Source organism: Pseudomonas sp. 39004 (assembly GCF_028682155.1).
Lineage (GTDB): Bacteria > Pseudomonadota > Gammaproteobacteria > Pseudomonadales > Pseudomonadaceae > Aquipseudomonas > Aquipseudomonas capeferrum.
Genome location: NZ_JANIAG010000020.1, coordinates 33,073 through 49,143, shown reverse-complemented (window position 1 = coordinate 49,143; position 16,071 = coordinate 33,073). Strand labels below are relative to the sequence as shown.

At 63.5% G+C, this 16,071-nt stretch carries 16 protein-coding genes; 9 read left to right on the top strand and 7 right to left on the bottom strand.

Going from position 1 to position 16,071, the window contains the following annotated elements:
* The first annotated feature begins 136 nt into the window (after positions 1-136).
* From NP534_RS05890 to lnt, 4 genes are read left to right on the top strand one after another with little or no spacing between them, the layout of a single operon-like run.
* Positions 137-1,135, top strand: a complete 999-nt coding sequence (locus NP534_RS05890; RefSeq protein WP_274098106.1) for a PhoH family protein — start codon at positions 137-139, stop codon at positions 1,133-1,135.
* A complete protein-coding gene (gene ybeY / locus NP534_RS05885) occupies positions 1,128-1,601 on the top strand; it encodes an rRNA maturation RNase YbeY (protein WP_274098105.1) in 474 nt (157 codons plus the stop codon). Before NP534_RS05890 ends, ybeY begins: the two co-directional genes overlap by 8 nt.
* Positions 1,602-1,627: 26 nt before the next feature.
* The gene (locus tag NP534_RS05880) at positions 1,628-2,467 is read left to right on the top strand and encodes an HlyC/CorC family transporter (protein ID WP_033701704.1); all 840 of its coding nucleotides are present in this window, start codon (positions 1,628-1,630) and stop codon (positions 2,465-2,467) included.
* 8 nt (positions 2,468-2,475) lie between these two features.
* Positions 2,476-3,993, top strand: coding sequence for an apolipoprotein N-acyltransferase (lnt, locus tag NP534_RS05875; RefSeq protein ID WP_047582391.1), 1,518 nt, complete (start codon positions 2,476-2,478; stop codon positions 3,991-3,993).
* A 180-nt stretch (positions 3,994-4,173) separates the two neighbouring features.
* Here lnt and NP534_RS05870 read toward each other — a convergent pair whose 3' ends face one another.
* Both NP534_RS05870 and NP534_RS05865 read right to left on the bottom strand, forming a co-directional pair.
* The gene (locus NP534_RS05870) at positions 4,174-4,935 is read right to left on the bottom strand and encodes a YdcF family protein (RefSeq protein WP_274098104.1); all 762 of its coding nucleotides are present in this window, start codon (positions 4,933-4,935) and stop codon (positions 4,174-4,176) included.
* A 132-nt stretch (positions 4,936-5,067) separates the two neighbouring features.
* Positions 5,068-5,382 (bottom strand): hypothetical protein, encoded by a 315-nt coding sequence (locus NP534_RS05865; RefSeq protein WP_274098103.1) that lies wholly within the window; start codon positions 5,380-5,382, stop codon positions 5,068-5,070.
* A 227-nt stretch (positions 5,383-5,609) separates the two neighbouring features.
* Between NP534_RS05865 and leuS the strand changes: the two genes are divergently transcribed.
* The 5 genes from leuS to NP534_RS05840 all read left to right on the top strand — a co-directional run bounded on the left by leuS (position 5,610) and on the right by NP534_RS05840 (position 11,641).
* Positions 5,610-8,216, top strand: coding sequence for a leucine--tRNA ligase (leuS, locus tag NP534_RS05860; RefSeq protein ID WP_274098102.1), 2,607 nt, complete (start codon positions 5,610-5,612; stop codon positions 8,214-8,216).
* Between the two features lie 60 nt (positions 8,217-8,276).
* Positions 8,277-8,882 carry an LPS-assembly lipoprotein LptE gene (locus NP534_RS05855; RefSeq protein WP_033701709.1) on the top strand — a complete coding sequence of 202 codons (606 nt, stop codon included), beginning with the start codon at positions 8,277-8,279 and terminating at the stop codon, positions 8,880-8,882.
* Positions 8,883-8,919: 37 nt separating this feature from the next.
* Positions 8,920-9,957: a DNA polymerase III subunit delta gene (holA, locus tag NP534_RS05850; RefSeq protein ID WP_274098101.1), complete on the top strand. Its 1,038-nt coding sequence runs from the start codon at positions 8,920-8,922 to the stop codon at positions 9,955-9,957.
* Positions 9,958-10,099: 142 nt separating this feature from the next.
* Positions 10,100-10,264, top strand: coding sequence for an alternative ribosome rescue factor ArfA (gene arfA / locus NP534_RS05845; protein ID WP_016501800.1), 165 nt, complete (start codon positions 10,100-10,102; stop codon positions 10,262-10,264).
* Between the two features lie 60 nt (positions 10,265-10,324).
* Positions 10,325-11,641: a lytic murein transglycosylase gene (locus NP534_RS05840; protein WP_274098100.1), complete on the top strand. Its 1,317-nt coding sequence runs from the start codon at positions 10,325-10,327 to the stop codon at positions 11,639-11,641.
* 27 nt (positions 11,642-11,668) lie between these two features.
* Here NP534_RS05840 and NP534_RS05835 read toward each other — a convergent pair whose 3' ends face one another.
* The 5 genes from NP534_RS05835 to NP534_RS05815 all read right to left on the bottom strand — a co-directional run bounded on the left by NP534_RS05835 (position 11,669) and on the right by NP534_RS05815 (position 15,871).
* Complete coding sequence (locus NP534_RS05835) at positions 11,669-12,607, bottom strand: S66 peptidase family protein (protein ID WP_274098099.1); 939 nt, start codon at positions 12,605-12,607, stop codon at positions 11,669-11,671.
* Positions 12,608-12,693: 86 nt separating this feature from the next.
* On the bottom strand, positions 12,694-13,710 hold the full coding sequence (gene lipA / locus NP534_RS05830; protein WP_274098098.1) for a lipoyl synthase: 1,017 nt from the start codon (positions 13,708-13,710) through the stop codon (positions 12,694-12,696).
* Between the two features lie 2 nt (positions 13,711-13,712).
* Complete coding sequence (gene lipB, locus NP534_RS05825; protein ID WP_033701715.1) at positions 13,713-14,360, bottom strand: lipoyl(octanoyl) transferase LipB; 648 nt, start codon at positions 14,358-14,360, stop codon at positions 13,713-13,715.
* Positions 14,360-14,635 (bottom strand): DUF493 domain-containing protein, encoded by a 276-nt coding sequence (locus tag NP534_RS05820; RefSeq protein WP_033701716.1) that lies wholly within the window; start codon positions 14,633-14,635, stop codon positions 14,360-14,362. The genes lipB and NP534_RS05820 overlap by 1 nt, the downstream gene beginning before the upstream one ends.
* Positions 14,636-14,710: 75 nt before the next feature.
* On the bottom strand, positions 14,711-15,871 hold the full coding sequence (locus tag NP534_RS05815; RefSeq protein WP_033701717.1) for a D-alanyl-D-alanine carboxypeptidase family protein: 1,161 nt from the start codon (positions 15,869-15,871) through the stop codon (positions 14,711-14,713).
* Between the last annotated feature and the right edge of the window lie 200 nt (positions 15,872-16,071).

The window sequence follows — 16,071 nt, the reverse complement described above, 5'->3', positions numbered from 1 at the left end:
CGGCCCATCGTGGGCTTGCCTGCGAAGCGGCCGGCACAGGCCGCAAGACCCTTGATCGTTTCAGTGCTTTCGCCACTGCCATTCAAGGGTTATTCTTGAGCTCACATCCATTGCCGTCGGGCGGCTAAAAACGACCTTGAACGCACCCATAGAACCCCATCGTTTCATCCTCGAACCTTTCGAGGCCCACCGTTTCGCCAACTTGTGCGGCCAGTTCGACGAGCACCTGCGCCTGATCGAACAACGCCTGGCCATCGAGATCCGCAACCGCGGCAATCAGTTCGAACTGATCGGCGAGCCCAAGACCACTTCCGCTGCCGAACAGCTGCTGCGCCGCCTCTATCGCGAGGCCAAGGCCACTGACCTGTCGCCGGAAACCGTCCACCTGTACCTGCAGGAGTCGACCGTCGAGAACATCGACAACCCGGCGGTCAACGAGGTCAGCGTCTCGTTGCGCACGCGCAAGGGCAATATTCGCCCGCGCGGCGTCAACCAGCAGCGCTACGTCAAGGAAATCCTGGCCAACGACATCAACTTCGGCGTTGGCCCGGCCGGTACTGGCAAGACTTACCTGGCCGTGGCCTGCGCCGTGGACGCCCTGGAGCGCGAACAGGTGCGCCGCATCCTGCTGGTGCGCCCGGCGGTCGAGGCGGGCGAGAAGCTCGGCTTCCTGCCCGGCGACCTGGCACAGAAAATCGACCCGTACCTGCGCCCGCTGTATGACGCGCTCTACGAAATGCTGGGCTTCGAGCACGTGGCCAAGCTGATCGAGCGCCAGGTGATCGAGATCGCCCCGCTGGCCTACATGCGTGGCCGCACCCTGAACAACAGCTTCATCATCCTCGACGAGAGCCAGAACACCACGCTCGAGCAGATGAAGATGTTCCTTACCCGCATCGGCTTCGGCTCGACTGCGGTGATCACCGGTGACATCACCCAGGTCGACCTGCCGCGTGGCACCAAGTCGGGCCTGGCGCATGTGATCGAAGTGCTCAGGGACGTTCCGGGTATCAGCTTTACCCATTTCCAACCCAAAGATGTGGTTCGTCACCCATTGGTGCAACGCATCGTCGAGGCCTACGACCGCTTCGAAGGCCGTCAGGCCCAGCCAGAGGCACCCGGCAAAGATGCTTGAACTCGACCTGCAACGGGCCACGGACGCCGCCGCCCCTGATGATGCCGCCTTCCGCCGCTGGTGCGAGCTGGCCCTTCGCCAGCGCACAGCCGACTCGGAAGTGACCATCCGCCTGGTCGATGAAACCGAAGGCCGCGAGCTGAACCACACCTACCGGCACAAGGACTACGCGACCAACGTGTTGTCGTTCCCCGCCGACGTGCCCGATGACCTGCTCGATATCCCATTGCTGGGCGACCTGGTGATCTGCGTGGCGGTGGTCGAGCGCGAAGCCGCCGAACAGGGCAAGGCCCTGGAGGCGCATTGGGCGCACCTGGTAATCCACGGCTGCCTGCATCTGCTCGGTTACGACCACATCGACGATGAAGAAGCCGAGGAAATGGAAGCCCTGGAACGAGAATTGCTGGCAGAACTGGGCCACCCGGACCCCTATGCCGACGACGAAACCGATTCAATCACACACTGACACTGCAAGGATCACGAGTAACCGCCATGAGCGAAGATCGATCGAGCAACGGGCAAAAGTCCTGGTTGGGTAAACTGACCCAGGCTTTTGCCCATGAGCCGAAAAACCGCCAGGAGCTCCTTGAGCTGCTGCGCGAAGCCCATCAGAACAAGCTGCTCGACAGCGAAGCGCTGACCATCGTCGAAGGCGCCATCCAGGTCGCTGACCTGCAGGTGCGCGACATCATGGTGCCGCGCTCGCAAATGATCAGCATCAAGGCCAGCCAGTCGCCTCGCGAGTTCCTGCCGGCGGTGATCGACGCCGCGCACTCGCGCTACCCGGTGATCGGCGAAAGCCATGACGATGTGCTGGGCATCCTGCTCGCCAAGGACCTGCTGCCGCTGATCCTCAAGGAGAACGGCGACAGCTTCAACATCAAGGACCTGCTGCGCCCGGCCACCTTCGTGCCCGAATCCAAGCGCCTGAACGTGCTGTTGCGCGAGTTCCGTGCCAACCATAACCACATGGCCGTGGTCATCGACGAATACGGCGGTGTGGCGGGCCTGGTGACCATCGAAGACGTGCTGGAACAGATCGTCGGCGACATCGAAGACGAGCATGACGTCGAGGAAGACAGCTACATCAAGCCGCTGCCCAGCGGCGACTTCCTGGTCAAGGCACTGACGCCGATCGAGAACTTCAACGAGTTCTTCGACAGCAGCTTCTCCGATGACGAATTCGACACCGTTGGCGGCCTGGTGATGAGCGCGTTCGGGCACCTGCCCAAGCGTAACGAAACCACCGAGATCGGCGCCTACAAGTTCCGCATTCTCAATGCCGACAGCCGGCGGGTACACTTGCTGCGCCTGACACCGATCACCCGCTAAGGACAATCATGCGTTGGATCACCCGCCCCGGCTGGCCCGGTAACCTGCTGGCCATGGCGGCCGGCGCTTCCACCCTCCTGGCCCTGGCGCCATTCGACATCTGGCCGCTGGCCCTTTTGTCCATCGCCCTGCTCTACCTTGGCCTGCGCGAGCTCAGCCCGCGCCAGGCCATGGGCCGTGGCTGGTGTTTCGGATTCGGCCTGTACGGCGCCGGCACCTGGTGGATCTACGTCAGCATGACCACCTACGGCGGCGCCTCGCCGCTGCTGGCGATCCTGCTGCTGTTGGCGTTCTTCGCCGCCCTGGCCTGGTTCTTCGCCCTGCCCGCGTGGCTGTGGGCGCGCTGGCTGCGGCGCAATGAGGCGCCACTGGCTGATGCCTTGTGCTTCGCGGCCCTGTGGCTGCTGCAGGAGGCCTTCCGCGGCTGGTTCCTCACCGGCTTCCCTTGGCTTTATGCGGGCTACAGCCAGCTCGACGGCCCGCTGGCGGGCCTTGCGCCGCTGGGGGGTGTATGGCTGATCTCGTTCACCCTGGCGCTTAGCGCCGCCTTGCTGTGCAACTTGCCCCGCCTGCGTGCCCGGCCCTCGTTCCTGGCCGTCGCCGGCGTGCTGCTACTGGCTCCCTGGCTACTGGGCATGGCACTCAAGGGCCACGCCTGGACCAAGCCTGCCGGCGAGCCGTTGAAGGTGGCCGCCATCCAAGGCAACGTCGCCCAGGACCTGAAGTGGGACCCGGCCCACATCGACGCCCAGCTGGCGCTGTACCGTGACATGAGCTTCACCTCAAAGCCGGTAGACCTGCTGATCTGGCCCGAAACTGCGGTACCGGTGCTCAAGGACCAGGCCCAGGGCTACATCGACGTGATGGGGCGCTTTGCCGCCGAGCGCCATTCGGCGCTGATCACCGGCGTGCCGGTGCGTGAGGTGGTGCACCACCAGCGCCGCTACTACAACGGCATCACCGTGACCGGCGAAGGTGACGGCACCTACCTCAAGCAGAAGCTGGTGCCCTTCGGCGAGTACGTGCCCTTGCAGGACATGCTGCGCGGCGTGATCGAGTTCTTCAACCTGCCCATGTCGGACTTCGCCCGGGGCCCGGAAGACCAGCCGTTGCTGCAGGCCAAGGGTTACCAGATCGCACCCTACATCTGCTATGAAGTGGTCTACCCCGAGTTTGCCGCCAGCCTGGCAGCGCGCAGCGACCTGCTGCTGACGATCAGCAACGACACCTGGTTCGGCACCTCGATCGGCCCGCTGCAGCACCTGCAGATGGCACAGATGCGCGCACTGGAAGCCGGCCGCTGGATGATCCGCGCCACCAACAACGGTGTGACCGCGCTGATCGACCCGTTTGGGCGCATTACCACACAGATCCCGCAGTTCCAGCCGGCGGTGCTGTATGGCGAGGTGGTGCCGATGCAGCAGCTGACGCCTTATCTGCAGTGGCGTTCGTGGCCGCTGGCGATTGTCTGTGTGCTGTTGCTCGGGTGGGCGTTGCTGGCAGGGCGGATTGCCAAGACTGTTTGACTGCGCCTTCCTTTAATGACCGGCACCGTCTTTGTAGGAGCGGCCTTGCCGGGGCGCCGGACCGGTCGGAAAGGGCTGCGTAGCGGCCCCAGCGATCTTTTTTGCGCCACAGAACCTGGGGCCGCTACGCAGCCTTTCGCGACGCAAGGCCGCTCCTACAAAGACCGGGCAGCTCCGAGATCAGTAGAACAACCGATACCCCACCAACCCCACCGCTTCATTAAGCAACTGCCCGCTCTGCCACATCGCCCGGCTTTCCGGCAGCAACCCGGCAAACGGGCGGGCATGCTCGCGCCCGAGGAAGCCCATCGGTGCCGGCACCACGTCGAAACCTGCCTGCTCGAAGCTCCAGCGCGAACGCTGCATATGCCAGGCCTGCGTCACCACGACCACCCGGCGAATACCCAGCGGCTGCAGAATGTCCGCCGTGAACCGGGCATTTTCCCAGGTGGTGCGGCTGGCCTGCTCTTGCCATTTCACCTCGACCGCAAAATCCTCACGCAAGCGATCGGCCATCAACCGCGCTTCACTGGGCGGCGTGCCATAGTGCAAGCCACCACTGGTCAGCACCGGCAAACCCGAGGCCTTGGCCAACCGTGCGGCAAAGCGCATGCGCTCAAGGGCCGTTGCGGTGGGCTGGTCATCGCCACCCCAGGACGGGTCACCGCGCTCGCGCCCTGCGCCCAGCACGACAATGGCATCCGCCCTGCCGGCAAGGCCCGCCCATTCGCTGACCGCCAGCGGCGGCTCGGTCTCCAGCAGGCGCGCCGATTCCTGCACGGCAAGCGGCAGGCTCATCAGCCACAAACCGCCAAGGCCCACAGCGAAGCACAGCCCGGCCAGCCGTGGGCGCCGCTTGCGCAGCCACCACGCCGCCAACAGCAGCAGCAAGAGGACGCCAGGCGGCATCAGCCATTGTTTGATGAAGAATCGGATCGGCATCGGCCACACCTCCATGGAAGGCGTGCAGCCTAAGAGGATCGACGCCGGGCAACAAGTGTGCGGCCGGCGACGATCGTGAGAAGTGTATTGAAGAACCGGCGCGCGATGGCCTGCGGCTGGCGTCCTGAACGGCTAACGATGTGGCAGCGTCCTGGATCTCGCCGTGCTGGCGGGGCGTTTCTTGTCCTTGAGCCAGATGATCTTGGCCGTTGTCGGCTCCGCTTGCGGGTAACTGCCGGCACAGGCATTTTGGCGCTCCGGGAGGGTGTCCAGGTACGCCTTGATCACTTCGAACTCTGCGTGGCTAAGGCCACGCAACTCCAGCTCGGCTGGCATCTCGTCGCGCAATCTTACCGATGTCCTGGCAACTTCCAGCGCCAGGCCAAGGCGGTCGATCAGGCGTTCGTAAAGCTCCGGTTTGATTGCGGGTAGCTGCGTCTCTCCCATCCGTTCACCTCATTGAAGGTCAGAATATCTCCCCCCACACCTGAGCTTAGCGTCACTCTAAAAAGCAGCCGCTTGCCGCGACCAGCGGCCATTAGCAATCAAGGTTTCCCACGATGCGCGGCGCTGCTGTATGCTACGGCGTTCACTCTAAACGACACCGGAGTACCGGTTGCAGCGAGGTTCCGCTGCCTGGAACAAGGTCTCTTCTCTCTCAGCCAAAAGTAGCCATGCACGAACAATACACGCCCCGTGATATCGAAGCCGCCGCCCAGAACTTCTGGGACGAGCAACAATCGTTCGCTGTTACCGAACAGCCAGGCAAAGACACTTACTATTGCCTATCGATGTTCCCGTACCCGAGCGGCAAGCTACACATGGGCCACGTGCGCAACTACACCATCGGTGACGTGATTGCCCGCTACCAGCGCATGCTGGGCAAAAACGTCCTGCAGCCGATGGGCTGGGACGCCTTCGGCATGCCCGCGGAAAACGCGGCGATGAAAAACAACGTCGCCCCGGCCAAGTGGACATACGAAAACATCGATTACATGAAGACCCAGCTCAAGAGCCTGGGCCTGGCCATCGACTGGGCACGTGAAGTCACCACCTGCAAGCCGGACTACTACCGCTGGGAACAGTGGCTGTTCACCCGCCTGTTCGAAAAAGGCGTCATCTACCGCAAGAACGGTACCGTCAACTGGGACCCGGCCGACCAGACCGTGCTCGCCAACGAGCAGGTCATCGACGGCCGCGGCTGGCGTTCGGGCGCGCTGATCGAAAAGCGCGAAATCCCGATGTACTACTTCCGCATCACCGACTATGCAGACGAGCTGCTGGAAAGCCTCGACGAGTTGCCGGGCTGGCCTGAACAGGTCAAGACCATGCAGCGCAACTGGATCGGCAAGTCGCGCGGCATGGAAGTGCAGTTCCCGTTCGACCAGGCCAGCATCGGCCACGAAGGCACCCTCAAGGTCTTCACCACCCGCCCCGACACACTGATGGGCGCCACCTACGTCGCGGTCGCCGCCGAACACCCGCTGGCCACCCAGGCCGCCCAGGGCAACCCGGTGCTGCAGGCGTTCATCGACGCGTGCAAGAGCGGTAGCGTCGCCGAGGCCGACATGGCCACCCAGGAGAAGAAGGGCATGCCCACTTCCCTGTTCGTCGACCACCCGCTGACCGGCGAGAAGCTGCCGGTATGGGTCGCCAACTACGTGTTGATGCATTACGGCGATGGCGCCGTGATGGCCGTGCCGGCCCACGACGAGCGCGACTTCGAGTTCGCCCATAAGTACAACCTGCCGGTCAAGGCCGTGGTGCGCACCAGCGCTGGCGATGACGTCGGCAACGAGTGGCTGGCCGCCTATGGCGAGCATGGCCAGCTGATCAACTCCGGCGAGTTCGACGGCCTGGACTTCGCCGGCGCCTTCGACGCCATCGAGGCCGCCCTGATCCACAAGGACCTCGGCAAGTCGCGTACCCAGTTCCGCCTGCGCGACTGGGGCATCAGCCGTCAGCGCTACTGGGGCTGCCCGATCCCGATCATCCACTGCCCGTCCTGCGGCGACGTGCCGGTACCGGAAGACCAGCTGCCGGTCACCCTGCCGGAGAACGTGGTACCGGACGGCGCCGGCTCGCCACTGGCGCGCCTGCCAGAATTCTACGAATGCACCTGCCCGAAATGCGGCACGGCGGCCAAGCGCGAAACCGACACCATGGACACCTTCGTCGAGTCGTCCTGGTACTTCGCCCGCTACGCCTCGCCAAACTACGATCAGGGCCTGGTCGACCCGAAAGCGGCCAACCACTGGCTGCCGGTCGACCAGTACATCGGCGGCATCGAGCACGCGATCCTGCACCTGCTGTACGCGCGCTTCTTCCACAAGCTGATGCGTGACGAAGGCCTGGTCACCTCGAACGAACCGTTCAAGAACCTGCTGACCCAGGGCATGGTGGTCGCCGAGACCTACTACCGCGTCGCCAGCAACGGCGGCAAGGACTGGTTCAACCCGGCCGACGTCGAAATCGAGCGGGACGCCAAGGCCAAGATCATTGGTGCGCGCCTGAAGACCGACGGCCTGCCGGTTGAAATCGGCGGCACCGAGAAGATGTCGAAGTCGAAGAACAATGGCGTCGACCCGCAATCGATGATCGAAGCCTACGGCGCCGACACCTGCCGCCTGTTCATGATGTTCGCCTCGCCACCTGACATGAGCCTGGAGTGGTCCGACTCCGGCGTCGAAGGTGCAAGCCGCTTCCTGCGCCGTGTCTGGCGCCTGGCCCAGGGCCACGTCAACCAGGGCCTGCCGGGCACGCTGGATGTAGCCGCGCTGGACGACGCGCAAAAAACCATCCGTCGCGCCATCCATGCCGCCATCAAGCAGGCCAGCACCGACGTGGGCCAGCACCACAAGTTCAACACCGCCATCGCCCAGGTGATGACCGTGATGAACGTGCTGGAAAAGGCCCCGCAAGCCACCGAACAGGACCGCGCCCTGCTGCAGGAAGGCCTGGAAGCCGTGACGCTGCTGCTGGCACCGATCACCCCGCACATCTCCCACGAGCTGTGGAAGGCGCTGGGCCACGACCAGGCGGTCATCGATGCTGGCTGGCCAGCGGTCGACGAGAGCGCGCTGGTGCAGGACAGCATCGTCCTGGTGGTACAGGTCAACGGCAAGCTGCGTGGCCAGGTCGAAATGCCGGCCGCCGCCAGCCGCGAGGAAATCGAAGCCGCCGCCCGCAGCAACGAGAATGTCCTGCGCTTCATCGATGGCCTGACCATCCGCAAGGTCATCGTGGTGCCGGGCAAGCTGGTCAACATCGTCGCCAATTGATGGCACGCCCGCCCGCAGCCACTGCGGGCGGGCGGTACAGGCCCAAGAGGGAGCAACAACATGATCAAACGCAATCTGCTGGTAATCGGCCTGGCCGTTTTGCTCAGCGCCTGCGGTTTCCAACTGCGCGGCACCGGCTCCACCGAGCTGAGCGTCAAGGAGATGGACGTCAGCGCACGTAATGCCTATGGCGAAACCGTGACCGAACTGCGCCAGGTGCTGGAGCGCAGCGGCGTCAACGTGCACGCCGGCGCACCGTATCGCCTGGTCCTGACCAACGAGCAGGAAAACCAGCGCGCCGCGACCTACAGCGGTGGCAGCCGCTCGGCCGAGTACGAGCTGACCACGGTGCTGAACTACAGCATCCAGGGCCTGAACAACCTGGAACTGCTCAGCGACAAGCTGGAAGTGCGCAAAATCTACGTGCGTGACGCCTCCAACATCACCGGTTCCGAGCAGGAAGCCAACCGGGCACGTGAAGAAATGCGCCGCGACCTGGTCAACGCCATGGTTGTACGCCTGCAAATGCTGACCCCGGCCCAACTGGACGAGCTGCAGGTCAAAGCCGACGAACGCGCCAAAGCCGAAGCCGACGCGCTGGAAGCGGCCCGCAGCCAGCAGGCTGAAACGCCGCAGCAGTCGCCACTGGAAGTTCCGGGCAACTGAGCCCGCGCGGGGCACCCCGGTGCCCCGCCTGTTTCCGATGAAACTCGCCCCCGCCCAACTCAACAAGCACCTGCAAGGCGCTCTGGCACCGGTCTACGTGGTCAGTGGCGACGACCCGTTGCTGTGCCAGGAAGCCGCCGACGCCATCCGTGGCGCCGCACGCCAGCAGGGTTTCGACGAACGCCAGGTGTTCAGCGCCGACGCCAATTTCGACTGGGGCACCCTGCTTCAGGCCGGTGCCAGCCTTTCCCTGTTCGCCCAGCGCCGCCTGCTGGAACTGCGCCTGCCCTCTGGCAAACCCGGGGACAAGGGCGCTGCCGCGTTGATGGAATACTGCGCCAACCCGGCCGAGGACACCCTGCTGCTGATCAGCCTGCCCAAGCTCGACGGCAGCGCGCAGAAGACCAAATGGGGCAAGGCCCTGATCGAAGGCGCCCACTGCCAGTTCATCCAGATCTGGCCGGTAGATGCCCACCAGCTACCCCAGTGGATCAACCAGCGGCTGTCGCAGGCGGGCCTTTCGGCGCAGCGTGATGCGGTCGACCTGATTGCCGCACGCGTCGAAGGCAACCTGCTGGCCGCCGCCCAGGAAATCGAAAAGCTCAAGCTGCTGGCCGAGGGTAACCAGATCACCGTGGAGACGGTGCAGTCGGCAGTCGCCGACAGCGCCCGCTTCGATGTCTTCGGGCTGGTCGATGCCATTCTCAATGGCGAAGCCGCGCATGCCCTGCGCATGCTCGAAGGGCTGCGCGGTGAAGGCGTGGAGCCACCGGTGATTCTGTGGGCGCTGGCCCGCGAGCTGCGGCAACTGGCCGGGCTGGCTCAGCAGTTCAGCCAGGGCGTACCGCTGGACAAAGCCTTCAGCCAAGCACGACCACCGGTGTGGGATAAACGCCGCCCGCTAGTCAGCAAAGCACTGCAGCGCCTTTCCGCGCAGCGTTGGGCCCAGCTGTTGCAGGATGCCCAGCGTATCGATGCGCAGATCAAGGGGCAGGCCGAGGGGTCGCCTTGGACGGGGCTGGCGCGGCTTTCGTTGTTGATGGCGGGGCAGCGATTGGTGCTTCCTTCGCAATAGCCGGGCGCGCTGCGCGCGCCTTTCGCGACTCAAGGCCGCTCCTACGAGCATCACGTTGCCTCCCATAAACACAATCAATTGGCCCGTAGTAGCCCAGGGGCCTACAGTGCGCCCCGAAAGCCACCCATCGGGAACCTGCACCATGAGCAAAAAGCCGAAAAAGCACGGCCCCAACAAGGCCAAGTCAATCGTCGCCCAGCCCCTGTTCCGCTGCCGCCAGGAACAACCAGACAAGGGCAAAGGCAGCTACCGCCGCGAAGCCTTCCAATCGAGAGATTGGGAGGCTTCTTACTTTTTGGCCGCATGAAAGCATCGAAAGCGCAGGCATGGTATGGTCGGCACCTGACCTGAAATTCTGGATCTGTGCATGCTCTTCAGTCTTCTCCCCCGTTGGAAATCCCGTCAGCTGATCGCGGCCTCCAGCTTCATCCTGCTCGTCGCCTGTGCGGAAAAACCCACCGCCGCCGATGCCTTGCCGCTGGCCCCTGCCCAGCCCGCTCCAGTGGTGAACCTGCCCGGTACAACGCCCGACGCCAGCACTGAGATCCAACCCCTGCAAACCTTCGCGCAATGGCAGGCTGGCTTCCGCCAACAAGCGCTGCAGGCCGGTATTTCGCCGAACACCTTCGACCGTGCATTCCTCGGTGTTACCCCCGACCTGGACGTGATCAAGGCCGACCGCAGCCAGCCTGAGTTCAGCCGGCCGGTGTGGGAGTACCTTGAAGGCGCCCTGTCGCCACTGCGTGTGCGCAACGGCAAGAAACTGCTGGAGCAGAATGCAGAGCTGCTGACCCGCCTCGAACAGCGCTATGGCGTGGATCGCCAGGTGCTGGTTTCGGTCTGGGGCATGGAAAGCAACTTCGGCCAGTTCCAGGGCAGCAAGTCGGTCATTCGCTCGCTGGCGACCCTGGCCTACGAAGGCCGCCGCCCGCAGTTCGCCCAGGACCAGCTGATTGCCGCCCTGCAGATCCTGCAGAACGGTGACATCCAGCCGGAGGCCATGCGCGGTTCGTGGGCCGGTGCAATGGGCCAGACCCAGTTCATTCCGACCACCTACAACACCCATGCAGTGGATTTCGACGGCGATGGCCGCCGGGACATCTGGAACAGCACCCCGGACGCCCTGGCTTCGACCGCGCACTACCTGCAGAGCTCCGGCTGGAAGCGTGGCCAACCCTGGGGCTTTGAAGTGCAGGTGCCGGCAGGTTTCGACTTCTGGCTGGCCGACGGTTCGCTGCGCAAGCCGGTGGGCGAGTGGTTGCAACTGGGCGTGACACTGCCAGCCGGCACCCAGCTGCCGGCCAACAGCAATCAGCTGTCCGCCGCCCTGCTGCTGCCTGCGGGCGCTCGCGGCCCGGCGTTCCTGGTACTGGACAACTTCCGCGCGATCCTCAAGTACAACAACTCATCGTCCTATGCCCTGGCAGTGAGCCTGCTGGGTGATCGGTTCTCGGGCTGGGGGTTCATTGCCGGCAGCTGGCCGAAAGAGGACCTGCCCCTGAGCCGCAGCGAACGCATGGAGCTGCAGCACCTGCTCAATGCCAGCGGGCATGACGCGGGCAATGCCGACGGCATCATTGGCGCCAATACCCGCAAGGCCATTCGCACCGCCCAGCAGGGGTTGGGTTGGCCGGCGGATGGGTATCCGACGCACAAGCTGCTTGAGAGCTTGCGTCAGCGTTGAGGCAGTTGGGGCTGCGGCGCAGCCCCATCAAGCCCTGAACAGATCCTGCTGCAACACCAGGCTCATCTTCTCGCTGTCCAGCACCACCTCGGCCCCCAGCGGCAAGCACACATTCGGATCGCAATGCCCACTGCGCCACCCGGCTAGCACCGGCACACCCAGCGGCCCGAAAATGTCCTGCAGCAACGGCGTCATGGCCGCCACGGTAATACCGGCGAAATCCCCCACCAGCACCCCCTTCACCCCCGCAAGCTTGCCCGCCAGGCGTAACTGGGTCAGCAAACGATCCACGCGAAACAGCGGCTCGTTGACGTCTTCGATGAACAAGATGCAGCCCTGCGTATCGATCTGGGCCACAGTGCCCAGGGTCGCACCCAGTATCGACAGGTTGCCGCCCAGCAAACGCCCGCTGGCAACACCCGGCACCACGCAGCTCAAGGCAAAGTCTGGCGGATGAGCGATCGCATCCCCCGCCCCTACCTGCCCCATCAACTGGGCCACCAGCGACGATTCGGTCGGTTGTTGCTTGGCGCCCAGCAGGTCGGCATTGAGCATCGCCCCATGGAAGCTAATCAACCCGGTCTTGCGGTAGATGGCCGTGTGCAGCGCGGTGATGTCGCTGTAGCCGATCAGCGGCTTGGGATTACGCCGAATGAGCTCAAAATCGAGCCTATCGAGCAAACGCATGCTGCCGTACCCCCCGCGCATGCACACAATCGCATCGATGGCCGGGTCGGCGAAGGCATCGTGTAGGTCCTGCAGACGTTGCTGATCGGTGCCTGCGAGGTAGCCCTGGGCCTGTTCCACCCCCGGGTAGATGCGGCAACGGTAGCCACGTTCGGCAAACCATTGGCTAGCTTTTTGCGCATCCAGCCGTGCCGGCCCGGCCGGGGCGACGATGGCAAAGCAGGCGTTTTCCCGCAAGGCGGCGGGCAGGCGGGATTCAAAGGTTTCGGCGCAATTCATCGCAACTCCTTGCAGCGCATGGCACAAAAACAAAAATGCCGATGCCGCCTTTCGGCGCGCATCGGCATGTGTGGCTCAGACCAGGCTCAGAGCTTGATCTTGGCTTCGTGAGCCTGCTGGTCGGCATGGTACGAAGAACGCACCAGCGGGCCGGAGGCGACGTTCTTGAAGCCCATCTTGTAGCCTTCCTCGGCGAACCAGGCGAAGGTGTCGGGGTGCACGAAACGCTGCACCGGCAAGTGGCTGCGCGAGGGCTGCAGGTACTGGCCGAGGGTCAGCATGTCGATCTCATGCTCGCGCATGCGCTGCATCACTTCGATGACTTCTTCGTCGGTCTCGCCCAGGCCGAGCATCAGGCCCGATTTGGTCGGCACGTGCGGCACCATCTGCTTGAACTTCTGCAGCAGGTCCAGCGACCAGTCGTAGTCCGAACCGGGACGCGCTGCCTTGTATAGGCGCGGTACGGTTTCCAGGTTGTGGTTGAACACGTCCGGCGGCTCTTGCGCGGTGATCTGCAGGGCGACATCCATACGGCCACGGTAGTCCGGGACCAGGGTTTCCAGCTGCACGCCCGGCGACAAGGCGCGGATCTCGCGAATGCAGTCGGCGAAGTGCTGGGCACCACCGTCACGCAGGTCGTCGCGGTCCACCGAGGTGATCACCACGTACTTCAGGCGCAGGTCGGCGATGGCGACCGCGAGGTTTTTCGGCTCATCGACATCCAGTGCCTTCGGCCGGCCGTGGCCAACGTCGCAGAATGGGCAACGACGGGTGCAGATGTCACCCATGATCATGAAGGTCGCGGTACCGCCAGAGAAACACTCGCCCAGGTTCGGGCAGGAGGCCTCTTCGCAGACGCTGTGCAGCTTGTGCTTGCGCAGCAGTTGCTTGATGCGGTCTACCTCGGGCGAAACCGGGATGCGCACGCGGATCCAGTCGGGCTTCTTCGGCAGCTCATCGGTGGGGATGATCTTCACCGGGATGCGCGCCACCTTGTCGGCGCCACGCAGTTTGACCCCAGCTTCCACCTTCTTCGGCGCAGGGCGCGGGGTGGCATCCAGGGTAGGTATCAGGTTCGGCACGGCTTCTTGCACAGTTGTCATATTCAGTCGATTCCGCCCGTGAGGGTCGTCTGCTCAGCGTAGTCGAGGTGCTTGACCAGCTGTCCGCGCAGCCTTGTCCTGACCTCGTTGAGTTCGATCGGGCCTGCCTGATCGCGTAGCTGGGTCATGGCCAGCCCCGCATAGCCGCAGGGGTTGATTCGGCGGAATGGCGCAAGGTCCATGTCCACGTTCAGGGCAAGGCCGTGGAAAGAACGGCCGTTGCGGATTCGCAGGCCGAGGGAGGCGATCTTCGCTCCATCGACATAGACACCCGGGGCGTCGGGCTTGGCCGCGGCCTGGACATCGTAACTGGCAAGCAGGTCGATCAGGGCCTGCTCGATGCGGCTGACCAACTCACGTACACCAAACCCCAGCCGCCGTACATCCAGCAGCAGGTAGGCCACCAGCTGACCGGGGCCATGGTAGGTCACCTGGCCACCGCGGTCGGTCTGCACCACCGGGATATCGCCCGGGATCAGCAGGTGCTCGGCCTTGCCAGCCTGGCCCTGGGTAAAGACCGAAGGGTGTTCGACCAGCCAGATTTCGTCCTGGCTGTCGGGCCCACGCTGCTCGGTAAAGCGACGCATGGCTTCCAGCACCGGTTCATAGGGCTGCAGGCCGAGATCGCGAAAACCGAGACAGGCGGACATCAGAGCACCATTTTCACGATGCCGGTAGCACGCAGGGCGCTATTGATATCGTGCAGCTGATCCTCGCTGGTGGCAACGATGTGCAGTTGCACCGTGGTGTACTTGCCTTCCTTGCTCTGGCGCTCGGCCAAGGTCTGCATGTCGACCTCAGCATATTTCTTCAAGATCTCGATGACCGTGTCCTTGAAATTGACCACGGTGTCACCGATCACCTTGATCGGGTAATCGGCGCAGGGGAATTCGATCTTGTGCGACTTGACGTCAGGTTCGCTCATGGCGGAAACGGCCTCGTAAGCCGTGGCAACAACAACGCTCCCGCATGCACAGCGGGAGCGTGGCAGGTCACGTTATCAGTTGAACAACCCGTAGAAGAATAGACGGATGCTATCCCACATACGGCGGAAGAAACCACCTTCCTCGACGCCATCGAGGGCGATCAGGTCGGCGCTGTGAACCACGTTCTCGTCCAGTTTGACTTCTACTTTGCCGATCACGTCACCTTTGGCGATCGGCGCGGTGAGCTGCGGGTTCATGGTCATCGAAGCTTGCAAGCGCTTCAATTGGCCTTTAGGCATAGTCATGGTCAGGTCGTTGGCCAGGCCAGCCTTGACTTGGCTGGTGGCGCCCTTCCAGACCGGAGCCTGCGTCAGCTCGGTGCCCTTCTGGTAGAAGGTCTGGGTTTCGAAGAAGCGGAAGCCGTAGGTCAGCAGCTTCTGGGTCTCGGCGGCACGGGACTGCTCGCTGTTGGTGCCGAACACCACGGCGATCAGGCGCTGGCCGTCACGTACGGCCGAAGCCACCATGCAGTAGCCAGCTTCGTCGGTGTGGCCGGTCTTCAGGCCATCGACGGTCTTGTCGCGCCACAGCAACAGGTTGCGGTTGGGCTGCTTGATGTTGTTCCAGAAGAACTCTTTCTGCGAGTAGATCGCATAGTGGGCCGGGTCGACGTCGATGATCGCACGCGCCAGCAGGGCCATGTCATGCGCCGAGGAGTAGTGCTCCGTGTTCGGCAGGCCGGTCGGGTTCATGAAGTGGCTGTTGGACATGCCGAGGTCGGCAGCTGTCTTGTTCATCATGTCGGCGAAGGCGTCTTCGCTGCCGGCAATGTGTTCGGCCAGGGCGACCGAAGCATCGTTACCCGACTGGATGATGATGCCGTGCAGCAGGTCGCTGACCGTGACCTGGCTGCCGACCTTGATGAACATGCGCGAACCGCCGGTACGCCAGGCGTTTTCGCTGACGGTAACCGGATCGTTTTCACCGATCTGGCCACGGCGAATGTCCAGGGTGGCGATGTAGGCGGTCATCAGCTTGGTCAGGCTGGCCGGCGGCAGACGCTCGTCACCGTTGTTCTCGACCAGCACGTTGCCGCTGGACGCGTCCATGAGTACGTAGGACTTGGCTGCCAGTTGCGGTGGTGCCGGCATCATTTGCTCTGCCGCGAAAGCAGCAGGCGTGATCATCAGCAGTACGGGCAGGCAAAGTCGTTTGGCAAGGTTGGTGATGTTCATCCGTCTCTCGAAAATCGCTAATGGTCTGAGATGTTCCCTGGGCCACATCGTGTACCCAGCGCCAGTCAGTCTAGTTTTAAGGCCTTGGGCCGTGCCCACGAAGTGCGGCTTTATGTCGCTGCGGGCAAAAACGGCCATTGTACATGCGCGCGCCCGGCAATTCATGACAAAACCGACAGCAAGAGTCTCAAGCTTCAGCT